Origin of the sequence: Shimia fortis, from assembly GCF_040225985.1 — a bacterium.
In the GTDB taxonomy this organism is placed as follows: domain Bacteria; phylum Pseudomonadota; class Alphaproteobacteria; order Rhodobacterales; family Rhodobacteraceae; genus Shimia.
Window position 1 is genome coordinate 1 of record NZ_JBBPEU010000010.1, and the last position, 16498, is coordinate 16498.

Below are 16498 nucleotides of genomic sequence, written 5' to 3' on the forward strand. Positions count from 1 at the left end.
CGTATCAGTCGACAGCGACGGCGACGCGGTCATGGACATGCGGTTCGTCATCAATGCCCAGTCCGCGCTGGATGCCGGTGATTTCATCCTGTGATCATTCATCCGGCTTTTCCCGCTGGCGCCCGATCAGGTTGCCAATGGTGAAAGAGGTGCGCGGGGCATAGATATAGCGGGTGCGGTTGCCGCCGGACGAGCGGACCCGCATCCGGCTGAGGCCAAAGACAATCAGCACCGCGTGCCCCGCCGCGATCAGCATGAACATCGCCCCCGGCCCGTAGAGGCCGATCAGCAAGGATGACATATAAGGCGCTGCAATTGCCCCCAGCGCGAAAAAGAACATCAGCGCGGCAGACAGTTCGACCCGCTCTTCCGCCGTGGCAAAGTCATTCGCGTGGGCGGCGGCCACCGAATAGATCGGAAAGGCCGTCAGCCCGAAAATGCCGGCATTCAGCATGATGACCGTGGTGCCGCTTGCCCCGATGGCAATGGTGGCGAAACAGCTGAGGATCGCTGCAATCGACAGCCAGATCAGCACCCAGCGGCGGTCGAACTTGTCCGCCAGCCAGCCGACGGGATATTGCGCCAGCGCGCCGCCCAGCACGAACGAGGCGAGAAACCAGGCGATCTGGTTGGTGTCGAGACCGACTTCTTTGCCATAGACCGGGCCGACCATGCGGAAGCTGGCCGAGCTTAGCGCGGCAACGAGCACCCCGGCGGCGGCAAGCGGCGAGCGCGACACCGCCAGCATCGGGCGCAGGCGCGGGGCCGCGGGCGTTTCGGGCTGGGCCGTGCGGGTCAAGGTCAGGGGCAACAGGGCCGCGCAACAGACAATCGCAAGGATGTTGTAGGACACATACGAGGCCGGCTCGAGCACGCTGATGACCATCTGCGCCGCCAGTGAGGCTCCCATATCGACCACGCGATAAACGCCCATGGTGCGCCCGCGTGTTTCGTTGGTGACCTTGGATTGCAACCATGCCTCGACCACCGTGTAACAGCCCGCCACGCACAGCCCGCTGGCCACCCGCATCACCGCCCAAGCCATCGGGTCCACCACCAGCATATGCGCCAGAAGCCCGATTGCCCCGGTGGCGGTAAAGGCGGCAAAGGCACGGGAATGGCCAACGCTGCCCATCAGGCGCGGTGCCCACCAGCATCCGATAAAAAAGCCAAAAAAATGCGCCGAGCCCAGAAGGCCGATTTCGCCGGTGGTGAAATCCAGCGCAATGCCCGAGAGAGCATCGAGCGGGCCAACCCCGCCTGTACTGAGCTGCAATAGGACCACCGACAGGAACAGGGCCGAGAATGTAATCATCACGCGCATAATGCCCCACCATGACCTCTGTCCCGGTGCGATCAAGCGGATTATCGACCTTGCGGCGTCGTTTTTGTCGGATGTCGCGCTTTTCGTCTGCGGGCATCGCCCGGTTCAGGCAGGATCGGGCAGGGGCATCCACTTGGCCGCGGGCAGGTCAGTCACTTTCCAGCGTTTCACCGGCGCCGTGCGGGCGCGCAGGCGGGTCAGGGTCCAGCTGGGGGTGGTCGCGTCGAAGGCCGGCTCCAGCTGCCAGCGCGCCTCAACCCCCATGGCGCCGCCTGCGCCTGGTGTCAGGATCAGCCCCAACGGCGCGACCCGTGTCGCCGCCGCGCCGCTCTCGGCCGCGAGATGCAGGCGCCGCACCGCGGTCAGGCCGGTCGGCGCCGGAATATCGGCCACCACCAGAGGCACATGGCCTGACCGCAGGCTTTCTTCGGTACAGGCCAGCACATCTTCGGGGGTTTCGGCCCGCACGAGGATGATCCGGTCCGGTTCGATAAAGGGCAGGACGCCCTCGGGGTGCAGCTGTTCCGGCAGCCATTTCGGGCTGATCCAGAACACCGGACCGTCCAGATGCGCCGCCAGCCACAGGGCAAACACCCGCCGCGCCGCGCCGCAGGCTTCGTGTAGGCGCGCCTTGGGCAGATAGACATCCGTGGCAAGGGACAGGATCGGCCCCTCGCGATGGGCCTTGCGGCCAAGCAACTGAGTCGTCATGGAAGACAGTATATATGTTCTTGTTATGTTCTCAATATTCCCATGTGCGGTTTTCTGCTCTTGCCGCGCTGCTGTTTTCTGCGCAGGGTGTCAGCCGGACCAGCCACAGGGAGATCGCGATGGCACATCACGGATACGAAGGCGGACGTCTGGACCTGCCCTTCGTCGGCATTTCCACCTTTGGAAAACGCGCCTATGTCGACAACTGGGACAAGATCGATGCGGATGTCGCCGTACTGGGGGCGCCGTTCGATTTTGGCACCCAATGGCGCAGCGGCGCCCGGTTCGGCCCGCGCGCCGTGCGCGAGGCCTCGACCCTGTTCAGCTTCGGCCATGCGGGCGCCTATGACCACGAGGACGACGCCACCTATCTGCCGTCCGAGGTCAGCATCGTGGATATCGGGGATGCCGATATCGTGCATACCGACACCGAGAAAAGCCATGCCAATATCGAGGCTGGCGTGCGCGCGATCCTCGGGGCGGGGGCGTTGCCGGTGGTGATCGGCGGGGATCATTCCGTCAACATCCCCTGCATCAACGCGTTTGAGGGGCAGGACGATATCCATATCCTGCAGATCGACGCGCACCTTGATTTCGTGGACGAACGGCACGGGGTCCGTTTCGGCCATGGCAACCCAATGCGCCGTGCCGCCGAGAAACCCTATGTGACCGGCCTGACCCAGGTCGGCATCCGCAATGTCAGCTCGACCGCCAAAGAAGGCTATGACGCCGCCCGCGCAATGGGGTCGGACATCCTGTCCGTGCGTCAGGCGCGTGCGTTGGGACCACAGGGCGTCATCGACCGCATCCCGGAAGGCGCCCGCGTCTATGTGACCATCGACATTGACGGATTTTGCCCCTCAATCGCGCCCGGCACCGGCACGCCCAGCCATGGCGGTTTCCTCTACTATGACGTGCTGGAAATGCTTCAGGCCCTGTCAAAACGGCACGAGGTCGTCGGGATCGACCTGGTCGAAGTGGCCCCCGACTATGATCCGACTGGCAGCACTTCGATCCTTGCCGCGCAGATCCTGCTCAACTTTCTGGGCTTCATCTTCCACGCCCGGTCTTCATCTTTCTGAAAATACTCGGGGTGAGGCCGCAGGCCGCGGGGCAAAGCCCCTTTTGCCCCGCATCAACACAGGACAGTTCTTATGAAAATGAACCCTCTTGGCCGCACCGGCATTCAGGTTTCCGAGCTTTGCCTTGGCACCATGACATTCGGCACCCAGACCGATGAACCCACAGCCCATGCGCAGATCGAGATGGCGCTGGCGGGGGGCATCAACTTTGTCGATGCGGCGGAAATGTATCCCGTCAACCCGATCAGCGCCGAGACCACTGGCCTGACAGAAACCATCATCGGCAACTGGTTTGCAAAGACCGGACGCCGGAATGAGGTCGTTCTGGCCACGAAGCATTCCGGGGCCGGATTCAAGAACGCCCGCGACGGCGCGCCGATCTCGTCCAAGACCATTCCCGAGGCGATTGAAGGGTCGCTGCGGCGTTTGCAAACCGATCACATCGACCTTTACCAGTTCCACTGGCCCAATCGTGGCTCTTACATGTTTCGGCAGAACTGGCATTTCGATCCGTCGAAACAGAGCTACGCCGACACGATGGCGCATATGGAAGACTCGCTGGAGGCCCTGCAGAAACAGGTTGAAAAGGGCAATATCCGCGCCTTTGGCCTGTCTAACGAAAGCGCCTGGGGCACCTCGCAATGGCTGCGTATTGCCGAAGAGAAAGGCTGGCCGCGTGTGGCCTCGATCCAGAACGAATATTCGCTGCTGTGCCGTCTTTACGACACTGACCTCGCCGAATTGAGTGTCAACGAGGATGTGGGCCTTCTGGCCTTCTCGCCCCTTGGTGCCGGGTTCCTGACCGGAAAATACCAGCACGGTTCCGTGCCGGGCGGATCGCGCATGTCGATTGTTGAGAATATGGGCGGACGCAAATCCGAACGTGTGTTCGATGCGGTTGACGCCTATCTGGCCATTGCCCAGCGGCACGAGGTGGATCCGGTGCATATGGCGCTGGTCTTTACTCTGCAGCGCCCGTTCATGTGCGCGTCCATCTTTGGGGCGACCACGCTGGAGCAGTTGGAGCATATCCTGACAACCCCCGAGGTCACGCTGAGCGAAGACTGTCTTAAAGACATTGACGACGCGCATCGTCTGCACCCGATGCCGTACTGACCCGAAAAATACGCGCGCAGGGTCACGCGGGGGCGTTTCGGTCCCAGTAGAAGCCATGGACTTTGCGCGCGCAAATGGGGTAGGGGCTGCGAGCAAAGGGGAGTGACCATGGAAGATGAGGTTCTGGCAACCGTAGCAGCCTCGGCGCCACGCCGCTGGCTGGGTGTGGCGGTGATGGGCGTGCTGGGCGTGCTGCTGATTTACATTGCGCTGGCCATGCCGCCGCAATCGTTCCTGTGGCAGGCGTTCCTGCTGGTGATGGGCGTGGGGTCGCTGTGGCTGGCCGATGCGACGCGCCGCGCCACAGAACGTGTGGTCGAACTGACCCGCAGCGGGCTGCGCGACACCGGCGGTGACGAAATTACCTCGCTGGACAACATCGACGCGGTGGAACGCGGCACCTTTGCGTTCAAGCCCTCCAACGGGTTCCTGATCCGGCTGAAACAGAAACGCGCCCGCCGCTGGCAGCCCGGTCTGTGGTGGGCCTTTGGCAAACGCGTCGGCATCGGCGGCGTCACGCCCGGGTCACAGGCCAAGGCGATGGCGCAGATAATCGAGATGCTGCTCGTCGAGCGGGATATGGGTCAGGACGACCAGACCAGCTGAGGCGCAAAACGCGGTCGCGTGAAGATGAAAGTCGTGATCGTGAGATCATCCATGCCAACTTTCAGCGACGGCTCGTAGGTCGAATAGGTTTCCACCAGGATCAGCGTTTCGCCGTCGGCCATGTTGGGCAGGCGGTTCTCGATCGCGTTCAGCCCTTCATCATCTAGGCTGGCAAAGGCGCCTTGGGTGTGGGACCATTGCAGTTCGTAGTCATCCGAAACAACGCTCCAGCGGATCACGCTGACCCGCAGCCCCGAGGCCGAGTCGGATTCCGACATCAGGTCGAAAAGGGTGCGCATATTGGCCAAATAGGTCGTGTCGATCGCGTTGGTTTCGCGCGACAGGATATCACTGATCGTAAAGGCGGCCTTTTCGGTCGACGAGCGCGTCTGGTAGGCGTCAAAGAAGATATACATCGCCATGTAGGACCACAGGAGCAGCGGCAGGACGATGGCGGCCTCGACGGCCACCGTGCCGCGAGTGTCTTCGGCAAAATGTCTCAGGCGGGTTTTGAGCTGGGTCCACATTATTGGGGCTCCTGGACAAAGGCGGATACGGCCACCAGCGCGGCATCGCCGGCATCATCTTTTTCGATGGCATTGCCGAACCCGATATTCGGATAGAGGACTTCGATCTTGGCACAGGCTCTCAGGATCATGAGCTGGTTTGCACCGCCCGCGACAAAGGTTGTCACCGGCTGCACATCCTCGGCCCGGTTGGTGCAGGTCGCACCCGGCGTCAGACCACCCCAGTCGCGTGGATCGACCTCTACCATCTCGAGCTTGAGATTGTCGGTACAATCCGGGATCATGGTGGCCTCGTCGCAGATCATGGTGATCAGTTCCGCGTGGTCGGGCGCGTTGCCGGTCGACAGGCGGACCTCGCGGACGGCGATGTCCAGACCACGTTCGAGATAGGCCATGCGCAGGGTCATCATGCCCAGTTCAACAGCCGACAGCAGGATCACAAAGAAGATCGGGAACATGATCGCAAATTCAAGCGAGGCATGACCGTCTTCATTACGTGCGGTGCGGGTGAGGCGGGATTTGACAGCTTGCATCATTGGGTCAGCCTCAGTTGGCGGATGGACGAGGCAATCGCGGCAAAGGCGTCGCGGATTTCCAATCCGTCCACATCAAAGTAATGGCTTGCCGAACTGGCACAGTCGCGCAGGACGGTCTGGCCGCTGGACGGGGCTTCGAAACCGATGGTGAAGACAATAATCCCTTCGGCCTTGGCCGCGTCACAAATGTCGCCGGTGCGGGTGTTCTTGGTCGAAGACCCGACCGAGTTGCGCACATCGTAATACCAGTCATCCCAGGCTTCGTCGTCGTTCATCCACGGCTCGTAAAGGTCTTCGACGATCCACTCCATGGTGGTGTAGGCCCAGAGATCTTCGTAATCCACTTCAAGGGCTTCACCCGGTTCGTCGACCCAGACCGTTTGGGTTTCGTAGGTGTTGACCTGTCTGTACCGGCGGCATGATCCGTTGCGGCGGTAAGAGCGGCAAACCCATTCGGTGCCGGTGACAACGGTTTGTTCTTCCTCATAACCTTGCCCGTAGGCATGGTCGCGCCAGTCATCGATATGAGGCCAGAAGAACATCGGTTCCTCAGTCACGCCATCGTCATCAAAGTCGCCTTCGTCCTCGCCGATATAGACCGAGTAGACCTCTTCCTGGTCGTTCCACCAGATATTCGAGCGGTCGTTGCGATAGCCGTCATTGATGTAATACTGCGAGGTGTTCTGGCCGTCCGTCATCAGGACAACCACTTTCAGCGACTCGTTGTCGTCATATTCATGCGGGCGCTCGGAAAAGACGTCGTCCACCTCGTTTAGTGCAATCAGCCCGTCGACCATGGGTTGCAGGCTGGGATCCAGCAGGGCGGTGCCCCATTTCATGCCAAGGTCGATCGAGGTGTTGCCACCGGCCCACATGGCCGAGATATAGTTTTTCAGAGCGGTCTGGTTCTGCGACAGGGGCAGGATTTCACGCGTGGGGTCCTGATCGCAGACCGGGCGCGAATTGTTGTTGTGACCAACCAACTGGTTGTCGTCGCGGCCTTCCCAGTCATACCACGGGTCGAAGTGCATGGTTTGCTGGTATGCCTTGTTCATACTGACCTGGGTGGTTTCAAAATCGTCCGAGGTGAAGTTGATACAATGGGAATAGTCGTGCCGCGTGTCTGCCAGCGTGGCCACGCCCATCGCGTCGATCAGATCCTGATCCTCGATCGTGTCGCTTTCATTCAGCGTAATGACTGTGGTCGAGTCCGCAATCGTTGCGTTCAACTGGTCAAACATTTCCTCAGGAAGCGAGACCTGGGTCGCATAGGGAACGATCGAAATCGACAGTTTGTCGTCTTCGGTGTTCTCGAACATTGTATCGACAAAGTCACGCGCGGCCACCTTGAGGTTGGACAGGCGGCTATTGCTGTTCATCGAACCTGATACGTCGAGCACGAGAGAGATTTCCAGCCCGTCGATCCGCTCTTCGGCGGTGCCTTTCGCAGGCACGGTCAGGGTATCCACACCGACAAGGTTCATGAAGGTCGTATCGAACTGGGTGCTGGCCGTGGCCGACACCGTACGATAGTTCAGCCCTTCATCCACAGTGACCGATGTCAGGTAGCTGCTCATCCCGGCCTTGTCGAAATAGTTGTTGACCACGGACCCGGGGTCAAGATCCTGATCCAGATCGGCCGCAGCCAGAACCGCGCGGTCAAGGGTGTGTTGCATCTGGGTGCGCTTCATTTCCGAGCGCATGAAGTCCACGCCGATACCCCCGACCATAAGAATGATCAGGAAGATAAAGACCGCGAAGCCGATGATTGCCCCGTTTTCGTCGCGCGCAAACCGTTGAAGCCACGGCATCCCCTCCGAATGGCTTTGGTGTTGGCGTCTGGTTGACGTGTATCTGAACACTGACATTTCTTTTCCCTCGTCTTGGTGCAAGGCGCACCAAGGCACGCATCGGTCTGCACCACAGGTTTTATCCCACCCAAATGGGGCCAAACTTGGGCGAAATCCGCGCTGAATTGGGGGAAATTCTCAGAAAAACAGGTGTTTATGCACGTATTCCGTACAATGAAGGCGTGCTTGGGGGAACTGTTTCCAAAACCGTAGGGTGTCTAAAATTTGTGCGAACTTTGATTGTTTCCTCTCGCCTCGGGGTTAACTCCCTCCTAGGGTGCCCGTGACATTCTCTGCGGCATCGAGTCGCAATCGCGCGATCAGGAGGACAAGATGACCACCCCCAAAGAACCCAGTTTCCGTGAAAGCGTTGACCTTATGTTCAATCGCGCCGTGGCGCTGATGGACCTGCCGCCGGGGCTCGAAGAAAAGATCCGCGTTTGCAACGCTACCTACACAGTGCGCTTCGGCGTGCGCCTGCGCGGGCAGATCGAAACCTTTACGGGGTATCGCTCGGTCCATTCCGAGCACAAGGAACCGGTCAAGGGGGGCATCCGCTTTGCCTTGGGCGTCAACCAGGACGAGGTCGAGGCACTGGCGGCACTGATGACCTATAAATGCGCGCTGGTCGAAGCGCCGTTTGGCGGGTCAAAGGGCGGGTTGCGCATCGACCCGCGCCAGTATGAGGAACACGAGCTTGAACGCATCACCCGCCGGTTTGCCTATGAACTGGCCAAGCGCGACCTGATCCACCCGTCGCAAAACGTGCCCGCACCCGACATGGGCACGGGCGAGCGGGAAATGGCATGGATTGCCGACCAGTATGCCCGCATGAACACCACCGACATCAACGCCATTGCCTGCGTGACCGGCAAGCCGCTGAACGCGGGCGGGATCTCGGGGCGGGTCGAGGCCACAGGGCGCGGCGTGCAATATGCGTTGCGCGAGTTCTTCCGCGATCCGCGTGATATGGAGAAGGCCGGGCTGAGCGGGTCTCTCGATGGCAAGCGGATCATCGTGCAGGGCCTTGGCAATGTGGGCTATCATGCGGCCAAATTCCTGTGCGAAGAGGATGGCGCGCGCATCACCGGCATCATCGAACATGACGGTGCGCTTGTCAGTGAGACAGGGCTGGACGTCGAAGCCGTGCGCGCCTGGATCCTCAAGACTGGCGGTGTCAGCGGATTCCCCGACGCCACCTGTGTCGAGAACGGCAAGCTGGTGCTTGAAGAAGACTGTGACATCCTCATCCCTGCGGCACTCGAAGGTGTGATCAACCTGACCAATGCCGCGCGCATCAAGGCCCCGCTGATCATCGAGGCCGCCAATGGCCCCGTGACCGCAGGGGCCGACGACGTGTTGCGCGAAAAGGGGACCGTGATCATTCCCGACATGTATGCCAACGCGGGCGGTGTGACAGTGTCTTATTTCGAGTGGGTCAAGAACCTGTCACATATCCGGTTCGGCCGGATGCAGCGCCGCCAGGAAGAGGCCCGTCACCAGTTGGTCGTGGACGAGTTGGAAAAGATTTCCGAGGCGATGGGCAGCAAGTACAGCCTGACGGACTCATTCAAGCAGAAATACCTGCGCGGCGCGGATGAACTGGAGCTGGTGCGCTCGGGGCTCGATGACACGATGCGGATCGCTTACCAGTCCATGCGTGACGTCTGGCATGAACGCGGCGATGTCGAGGATCTGCGCACGGCGGCCTATTTGGTGTCGATCGAAAAGGTTGCGGCCAGTTATCGCGCCAAGGGCCTGTGACCTGAAAATGAGCACCCCGTCGCAACACACGCGACGGGGCCTGACTTTCACGAAACTGTGTTTCCACTTCGCAGGCAGAGCCGATAAACTTGAGCCACTTCAAACTGTTTCTTTCCGGTTCCCCAATCATGCCCGACCTGTCTCTTTCCTGTTCCTGCGGCCATATGAAACTGTCGCTGCCCGCCTGCCTACCAACGCATGGGACGCGGCTCAGGTGTTATTGCAAGGATTGTCAGGCCGGGGCGCACGCGCTTTATGCCGAACGGGTTCTGGACGATCAGGGGGGTACCGACCTGTTCCACACCACGCCCGCACGTCTTGAAATTTCCGAGGGCGAAGACGCGCTGGCCTGTCTTCGCCTGTCGCCCAAGGGCGCGCTGCGTTGGTATGCCTCTTGTTGCGACACACCGATGTTTGTCACGCTTGCCACGCCAAGCCTGCGTTTTGTCGGGGTGTTGACCCATAACCTGCAAGGCGATGTTGAGCGCGCCTTTGGTCCGGTCAAGGCGCAGGTCTACTGCGACGGGGCGCGACCGGGGTCCGAGAAACCCTCGGAGTACGGGTTTTACGGGGCGGGCTGGGGCGTGCTCAGCCGCCATATCGGTGCCGTGTTTGGCGGGGCCAAGGCCAACCCCTTGTTCACGGACAAACGTATCCCGGTGGTCGTGCCGCGTGTGCTGTCGCGGGTGGAACGCAAGGCTGCAACACCCGAATAGGCATGGGGCTGGACGGCGCAAGACCTGACGCTAGATCGCCTCACAGCAAAGACGGAAAGACGGGAACTATGACCATCATCTACAGAATTGTCGCGGCCTCAGCCGTTTCGACAGCACTATTTGCGTTGCCTTCCAATGCGCAGCCACGTCAGGGCTGGCTGGGCTTGACGGATGGGCTTTACGTTTACCAAGGGGATGCTGACCTGTCGGCGGGCGGGTCTTTTTCCGCCTCGCGCAGCTTCCTGCGCGGCGGTGCACTCTATTCCAATGGCGAGGGCCTGTCTGCGGGCGTTCTCGTCAGTCTTGGCGAATTTTCCTATGATTTCAGCGCGACCAGCACCCAACCCTGGAGCGATATCAAGGATTTGCGCGTGTCTGTGCCGATCCGGTTTCCGGTTGGCGACCGGACGTCGGCCTTCATCACCCCGCAATTCCGGTGGGATTACGAACAGGGGGTGTCTTCCTCGGACGGATATACCTACGGCGTTTTTGCCGGGGTGGCGTGGCAGGTCAGTCCGGACCTGCGGATCGGTCCGGCCTTCGGGGCGTTCACGGAAATCGGGTCCAGTGATCTTGACCTGTTTCCCGCACTCTTGATCGACTGGCAAATCGACCAACGCTGGGCGCTGAGCACCGGCACCGGGCTGGGGGCCACGCAGGGCCCCGGCGTGTCGCTGACCTATGCCCATGACGCGAAGCTGAGCTTCTCGCTGTCCGCGCGTTACGAAAGCGTGCGGTTCCGGCTTGATAATGCCGGACTTGCGCCGGGTGGCGTGGGCGAGGACACCAGCATTCCGGTTGTCCTTGCGGCCAGCTACAGCCCCAATCCCGGCATGAGCTTTACCGCCTTTGTTGGGGCGGAACTCAATGGCGAGCTTGCGCTCGAGACTGCGGCAGGGGCCGTGGTCAGCCGGCAGGACTATGATACAGCCCCCATTGCGGGCCTGTCCTTCCGGGTCCGGTTCTGAACGCAAAAGGGCAGAACGCCGCCGCGGGTTTTCTGGCCGCACGCCCTGTCGATTCTGCGCGTGCGACATCCCCGTGGAGGTGCACCGACAATGTCGTCGGACCATCCCCACCTTTATCACATCACAAACGTCCAGATTGACCCGGACGTTTGCCCATTTTCCCCGCATTCGGTCGCGCGTTGGCACAAGTTTGTCGAAAATGATCTGGTATCCCGTGACAAGCGGCCTCAGGATGCAACCAGCGACGTTCAAGAGATCATCGAAAGGCAGCGCATGCGGTTTTCCGGGCTGAAAGTCCTCAAGGAAGGGCTGACAGGAAACAAGGGGTGGCAGGGGCACTGGCGCGATGCGCAGCCCAAGTCCGAATATGACATGATCATCATCGGCGGGGGCGGGCACGGATTGGCCACCGCCTATTACCTTGCCAAGAACCACGGCATGACCAACATCGCCGTTTTGGAGAAAGGCTATCTCGGCAGCGGCAACATCGGGCGCAATACCACGATTGTGCGTGCGAATTATGGTTTGCCCGGAAACTCGGAATTCTATTCCCATTCGCTGAAACTGTGGGAGGGGATGGAAGAGGACCTGAACTATAACGTGATGCATTCCCAGCGCGGTATCATTAACCTGTTCCACAGCGACGGGCAGCGCGACGCCTATGCCCGGCGCGGCAATGCCATGGTAAATCAGGGTGACGACGCAATCCTGCTGGACCGTGCAGGGGTGCGCAAACTGTTGCCCTATCTTGATTACGACAACGCGCGCTTCCCGATCTATGGGGGTTTGTACCACCCGCGCGGCGGCACGGCGCGTCACGATGCGGTGGCCTGGGGCTATGCGCGCGGGGCGTCGGATCGGGGCGTGGACCTGATCCAGAACTGCGAAGTGACCGGCATCGACATCGAAGGCGGGGTGGTCAAGGGCGTCCAGACCACCCGCGGTGCGATCAAGGCCAAAAAGGTGGGCATGGTGGTTGCGGGCCGGTCTAGTCAGGTCGCGGCGATGGCCGGGCGCAAGCTGCCGGTCGAAAGCCATATCCTGCAAGCCTTTGTCACCGAAGGTCTGAAACCCGTGATCGACCACGTGGTGACCTTCGGAATGGGGCATTTTTATATCAGCCAGTCCGACAAGGGCGGGCTTGTCTTCGGCGGCGACCTTGATTTCTACAGCTCTTACGCGGCGCGCGGCAACCTGCCGATGGTGGAACACGTGATGGAGGCGGGTATGACGCTTATGCCCATGATCGGCAAAGCGCGGCTGCTGCGCAGCTGGGGCGGGATCATGGATATGTCGCCCGACGGTTCGCCGATCATCGACAAGATGGATGATATCGAGGGGCTCTATGTAAACACCGGCTGGTGCTATGGCGGGTTCAAAGCCGTGCCCGCCTCGGGGTGGTGCATGGCGCACCTGATGGCCACGGACACCCCGCACGAGGTGGCGCGGCATCACAGGCTCGACCGGTTCCGCACCGGATACAACATTATGGATGAAGAGGGCACGGGCTCTCAGCACAACCTGCACTGACGAGGGAACAGACCAATGCGTATCACTTGCCCCCTCTGCGGGGAACGCGACCGCCGCGAATTCTATTATCAGGGCGATGCCGTGATGCTGAACCGCCCTGAACCCGACGCCGATGCGTCCGTCTGGGATGATTATCTCCACAACCGCGACAACCCCGCCGGAACAACCCGTGACCTCTGGTATCACGAGAGCGGCTGCGGCTCTTGGATTGTGGTGACCCGCAACACCGTCACCCACGAGGTTCTGGGCACCGAACTGGCGTCGGACGTGAAGGAGGCCAAGGCATGAGGATCGCAGGAAAAGGTCTTGTCGACCGCGCCGCGCCGCTGACCTTTACGTTTGACGGCACCCGTTACAAGGCATTCGCGGGCGACACGCTGGCCTCGGCGCTGCTGGCCAATGACGTGAAAATGGTTGCGCGGTCCTTCAAGTACCACCGCCCGCGCGGCATCATGGGGGCAGGCAGTGAAGAGGCGGGCGCCCTTGTCACCATCGGCACAGGTGCGCAGCAAGACCCCAACGTGCGCGCCACGGTGCAGGAACTTTACGAGGGCCTGACGGCGCAATCGCAGAACCGCTGGCCCTCGCTGAATTTCGATATTCTGAGCGTCAATGACCTTGCTGCGCCCTTTCTTGGCGCAGGGTTCTATTACAAGACCTTCATGTGGCCCAAGGCATTCTGGGAAAAGCTGTATGAGCCGGTGATCCGGCGCTCTGCCGGGATCGGCGCCCTGAGCGGCGAGGCCAATGTCGACCAGTATGAAAAGGCCTATGCCTTCTGTGATCTGCTGGTGATCGGGTCGGGGCCGGCGGGCCTTATGGCGGCGCTGACCGCTGCGCGCGGCGGGGCGGATGTAATCCTTTGCGAGGAAGACAGCCTGATGGGCGGGCGCCTGAATGGTGAGTCCCTCGGGGTAGGGGACATGCCCGGCGGCGACTGGGCGGCGGCGACCGTGGCCGAGTTGTCCGCGATGGACAACGTGCGCCTGATGACCCGCACCACCGTCACCGGCGCCTATGACCAGGGCACGTTCGGAGCCTTGGAACGCGTCTCGCACCACCTTGCCACCGGCGATGGCAAACCGCTTGAAACCTTCTGGCGGATCGCGGCGAAACGCGCCGTGCTTGCCGCTGGGGCGATCGAACGTCCTGTGGCCTTCCGCAACAACGACCGCCCGGGCATTATGACCGCCAGCGCGGTGCGCACCTATCTGCACCGCTATGGTGTGGTGCCGGGCAAGGCAATCACCATCTTTGCCAATAATGACGATGCGCACCGTACGGCTCGAGACCTTGTTGCGGCAGGCGTGCATGTGGCTGCCGTGATCGACACGCGGCAGGATGCACCGGACGGGCAGGGCTATCCCGTGTTCCGCGGCGCCGAAGTGTGTAACAGCGAAGGCCGCCGCGCCCTTGAGAGCGTCACCTTCCGATATGCGGACGGGCGCGAGGACAAGGTGCAGACCGATTGTCTGGCCATGTCGGGCGGCTGGAACCCGACCGTGCACCTGACCTGCCACATGAACGGACGCCCCGCATGGAATGATGCGATCCAGTCTTTTGTACCTGTATCGGGCATGGTGCCGGGGCTTGAGGCTGCGGGGGCCTGCAACGGGGTCTTCTCCACCCATGCGGCCCTGACACAGGGGGCCGAGGCCGCCAATGCCGCGCTTGTCGATTTGGGCCGTAAGCCGATTTCGCAGGATCTGCCACAGGCCGAGGACGCACCCTATCGCCTCAAACCGCTTTGGGCCGTAGAGGGCAAGGGACGGGCATGGCTTGATTTCCAGAATGACGTGACCGTCAAGGACGTGAAACAGGCCGCGCAGGAAAACTTCCGCTCGGTCGAACATATGAAGCGCTATACCACGCAGGGCATGGCGCCGGATCAGGGCAAGAACTCGAACGTGGCGGCGCTGGCGGTGCTGGCGGATGCGACGGGGCGGGGCATTCCGGAAACTGGCACAACGACTTTCCGTCCGCCATTTGTACCGGTCGCCATCGCGGCGCTGGGCGCAGGCGCGCAGGGCAAGGGGTTTGCACCGGAACGGTTCACCACCAGCCACGCGGCCTCGGTCGAAAAGGGCGCACCGATGATCGAGGCGGGGCTTTGGTATCGCCCCAGCTATTTCCCGGCGCCGGGCGAAAAGACGTGGCGCGAAAGCTGTGACCGCGAGGTTGGCTATGTCCGCAATGCGGTCGGGGTCTGCGACGTGTCCACGCTGGGCAAGATCGACTTGCAGGGGCCGGATGTCGGGGCGTTTCTTGATTTCGTCTATGCCAATATGTTCTCGACCCTGAAGGTCGGGCGCACGCGGTACGGGCTGATGCTGCGCGAAGACGGAACGGTCATGGATGACGGGACCACTGCACGGCTGGGCGAGACCCACTATGTCATGACCACCACCACCGCGGCGGCAGGCAACGTGATGCGGCATCTCGAATTCGTGCATCAGTGCCTGTGCCCCGAACTGGACGTGAATTTCGTCTCTGTGACCGAACAATGGGCCCAGTTCGCTGTGGCTGGCCCGAAATCGCGAGAGATGCTGAACGCGCTGCTGGATGCACCGATCGACAATGAAAGCTGGCCCTTCATGGCGTGCGGCGAAGTGTCGGTTCTGGGCGTCAAGGGTCGCCTGTTCCGGATTTCCTTTAGCGGCGAGCACGCCTATGAAATTGCCGTGCCCGCGCGCTATGGAGACAGCCTGTTCCGCGAACTGGTCAGCCGCGCCGAGGCGCTCGGCGGCGGGGCCTACGGGATGGAGGCGCTGAATGTGCTGCGGATCGAGAAAGGGTTCATCACCCACTCTGAAATCCATGGTCGCACCAACGCCTTTGACATTGGCATGGCGCGTATGATCAGCCAGAAAAAAGACTGTATCGGCAAGACTATGGCCGACCGGCCCGGCCTGACCGATCCCGACCGCGAACAGTTGGTGGGCATCCGCCCCGTCGGGCCGGTGAAACAACTGACGGCGGGTGCGCACCTGTTCAAGATGGACGCCGAGCCGACGCGGATCAATGATCAGGGCTATCTGACCTCGGTCGGGTTCTCGCCCGATCTCGGGTGCCATATCGGGCTGGGCTTCCTGCGCAATGGCCGCGCGCGCCATGGCGAAAAGATGTTGATGGTCGACCACCTGCGCGATGTCGTGGCACGTGTGGAGATCTGTGATCCGGTGTTCCTTGACCCTGAAGGAGGGCGTGTACGTGGCTGAATTGATTGCGAAATCCCCCTGTGAGGGGCTGTTGCCACTGACGGTCTCGGACCTGAGCCTGACCGAAGTCGAGGCCGCCACGATCACCTCGGTCGCACCCTACAAGGGGAAAGAGGCCGCATTGTCCGACGCCCTGAAAGAGGCGCATGGCATGGCCTTTCCGGCCCCCAACCGCGCTACGGGCAAAGAGGGCAACCGTGCTGTCTGGTCCGGGCGCGGGCAGGCAATGCTGATCGGACCGGCCCCCGCCGCATCTCTGGCGGATCATTCCGCGCTGACGGACCAATCGGATGCCTGGTGCCTTGTCCGACTTGAGGGCGACAGCGCCGAGGATGTTCTGGCGCGTCTGGTGCCTGTCGATGTGCGGCGCGCGGTGTTCAAACGCGGGCACACGCTGCGCAGCCAGTTGCAGCACCTGACGGTCTCGGTCACGCGGGTTGGGGACAATGCGTTTCTGGTGATGGCGTTTCGCTCGATGGCTAGAACGTTGGTGCATGATCTTGAAACTGCGATGCGGGGGGTTGCAGCCCGCCATCGGGGTTGAGTACCT

15 protein-coding genes are annotated in these 16498 nt (G+C 61.4%); 10 read left to right on the forward strand and 5 right to left on the reverse strand.

All coding sequences use genetic code 11. From position 1 onward, the window contains the following. Positions 1 to 94 precede the first annotated feature (94 nt). Positions 95 to 1324 (reverse strand): MFS transporter, encoded by a 1230-nt coding sequence (locus tag WNE31_RS14410; protein WP_349980612.1) that lies wholly within the window; start codon positions 1322 to 1324, stop codon positions 95 to 97. 105 nt (positions 1325 to 1429) lie between these two features. Next, a complete protein-coding gene (locus WNE31_RS14415) occupies positions 1430 to 2035 on the reverse strand; it encodes an ImuA family protein (RefSeq protein WP_349980613.1) in 606 nt (201 codons plus the stop codon). 119 nt (positions 2036 to 2154) lie between these two features. On the opposite strand from WNE31_RS14415, the gene speB reads away from it, so the two are divergent. The 3 genes from speB to WNE31_RS14430 all read left to right on the forward strand — a co-directional run bounded on the left by speB (position 2155) and on the right by WNE31_RS14430 (position 4839). Further along, positions 2155 to 3117, forward strand: a complete 963-nt coding sequence (gene speB / locus WNE31_RS14420) for an agmatinase (RefSeq protein ID WP_349980615.1) — start codon at positions 2155 to 2157, stop codon at positions 3115 to 3117. Between the two features lie 72 nt (positions 3118 to 3189). Then, complete coding sequence (locus WNE31_RS14425; protein WP_349980617.1) at positions 3190 to 4233, forward strand: aldo/keto reductase; 1044 nt, start codon at positions 3190 to 3192, stop codon at positions 4231 to 4233. Positions 4234 to 4341: 108 nt separating this feature from the next. Continuing rightward, positions 4342 to 4839 carry a hypothetical protein gene (locus WNE31_RS14430; protein ID WP_349980619.1) on the forward strand — a complete coding sequence of 166 codons (498 nt, stop codon included), beginning with the start codon at positions 4342 to 4344 and terminating at the stop codon, positions 4837 to 4839. Here the strand turns inward: WNE31_RS14430 and WNE31_RS14435 are convergent. Genes WNE31_RS14435 through WNE31_RS14445 form a run of 3 tightly spaced genes read right to left on the reverse strand, consistent with a single transcriptional unit; the run spans position 4818 to position 7713 of the window. After that, on the reverse strand, positions 4818 to 5366 hold the full coding sequence (locus tag WNE31_RS14435) for a TadE/TadG family type IV pilus assembly protein (protein WP_349980621.1): 549 nt from the start codon (positions 5364 to 5366) through the stop codon (positions 4818 to 4820). The two genes, WNE31_RS14430 and WNE31_RS14435, sit on opposite strands and share 22 nt — an antisense overlap. After that, positions 5366 to 5902 (reverse strand): TadE/TadG family type IV pilus assembly protein, encoded by a 537-nt coding sequence (locus WNE31_RS14440; protein WP_349980623.1) that lies wholly within the window; start codon positions 5900 to 5902, stop codon positions 5366 to 5368. Before WNE31_RS14440 ends, WNE31_RS14435 begins: the two co-directional genes overlap by 1 nt. Then, positions 5899 to 7713, reverse strand: a complete 1815-nt coding sequence (locus tag WNE31_RS14445; RefSeq protein WP_349980625.1) for a TadE/TadG family type IV pilus assembly protein — start codon at positions 7711 to 7713, stop codon at positions 5899 to 5901. Before WNE31_RS14445 ends, WNE31_RS14440 begins: the two co-directional genes overlap by 4 nt. A gap of 372 nt (positions 7714 to 8085) precedes the next feature. On the opposite strand from WNE31_RS14445, the gene WNE31_RS14450 reads away from it, so the two are divergent. From WNE31_RS14450 to WNE31_RS14480, 7 genes are all read left to right on the forward strand, one after another. After that, a complete protein-coding gene (locus tag WNE31_RS14450; protein WP_349980627.1) occupies positions 8086 to 9516 on the forward strand; it encodes a Glu/Leu/Phe/Val family dehydrogenase in 1431 nt (476 codons plus the stop codon). Between the two features lie 128 nt (positions 9517 to 9644). Further along, on the forward strand, positions 9645 to 10232 hold the full coding sequence (locus WNE31_RS14455) for a DUF6151 family protein (protein ID WP_349980629.1): 588 nt from the start codon (positions 9645 to 9647) through the stop codon (positions 10230 to 10232). A 68-nt stretch (positions 10233 to 10300) separates the two neighbouring features. Beyond that, positions 10301 to 11200 (forward strand): hypothetical protein, encoded by a 900-nt coding sequence (locus tag WNE31_RS14460; RefSeq protein WP_349980631.1) that lies wholly within the window; start codon positions 10301 to 10303, stop codon positions 11198 to 11200. 273 nt (positions 11201 to 11473) lie between these two features. Continuing rightward, positions 11474 to 12730: a sarcosine oxidase subunit beta family protein gene (locus tag WNE31_RS14465; RefSeq protein ID WP_349980779.1), complete on the forward strand. Its 1257-nt coding sequence runs from the start codon at positions 11474 to 11476 to the stop codon at positions 12728 to 12730. A gap of 15 nt (positions 12731 to 12745) precedes the next feature. Beyond that, entirely contained in the window at positions 12746 to 13018 is a 273-nt protein-coding gene (locus WNE31_RS14470; RefSeq protein ID WP_349980633.1) for a sarcosine oxidase subunit delta, read from the forward strand. After that, a complete protein-coding gene (locus WNE31_RS14475) occupies positions 13015 to 15948 on the forward strand; it encodes a sarcosine oxidase subunit alpha family protein (protein ID WP_349980635.1) in 2934 nt (977 codons plus the stop codon). The genes WNE31_RS14470 and WNE31_RS14475 overlap by 4 nt, the downstream gene beginning before the upstream one ends. After that, a complete protein-coding gene (locus WNE31_RS14480; RefSeq protein ID WP_349980636.1) occupies positions 15941 to 16492 on the forward strand; it encodes a sarcosine oxidase subunit gamma in 552 nt (183 codons plus the stop codon). Before WNE31_RS14475 ends, WNE31_RS14480 begins: the two co-directional genes overlap by 8 nt. The last annotated feature ends 6 nt before the right edge of the window (positions 16493 to 16498 follow it).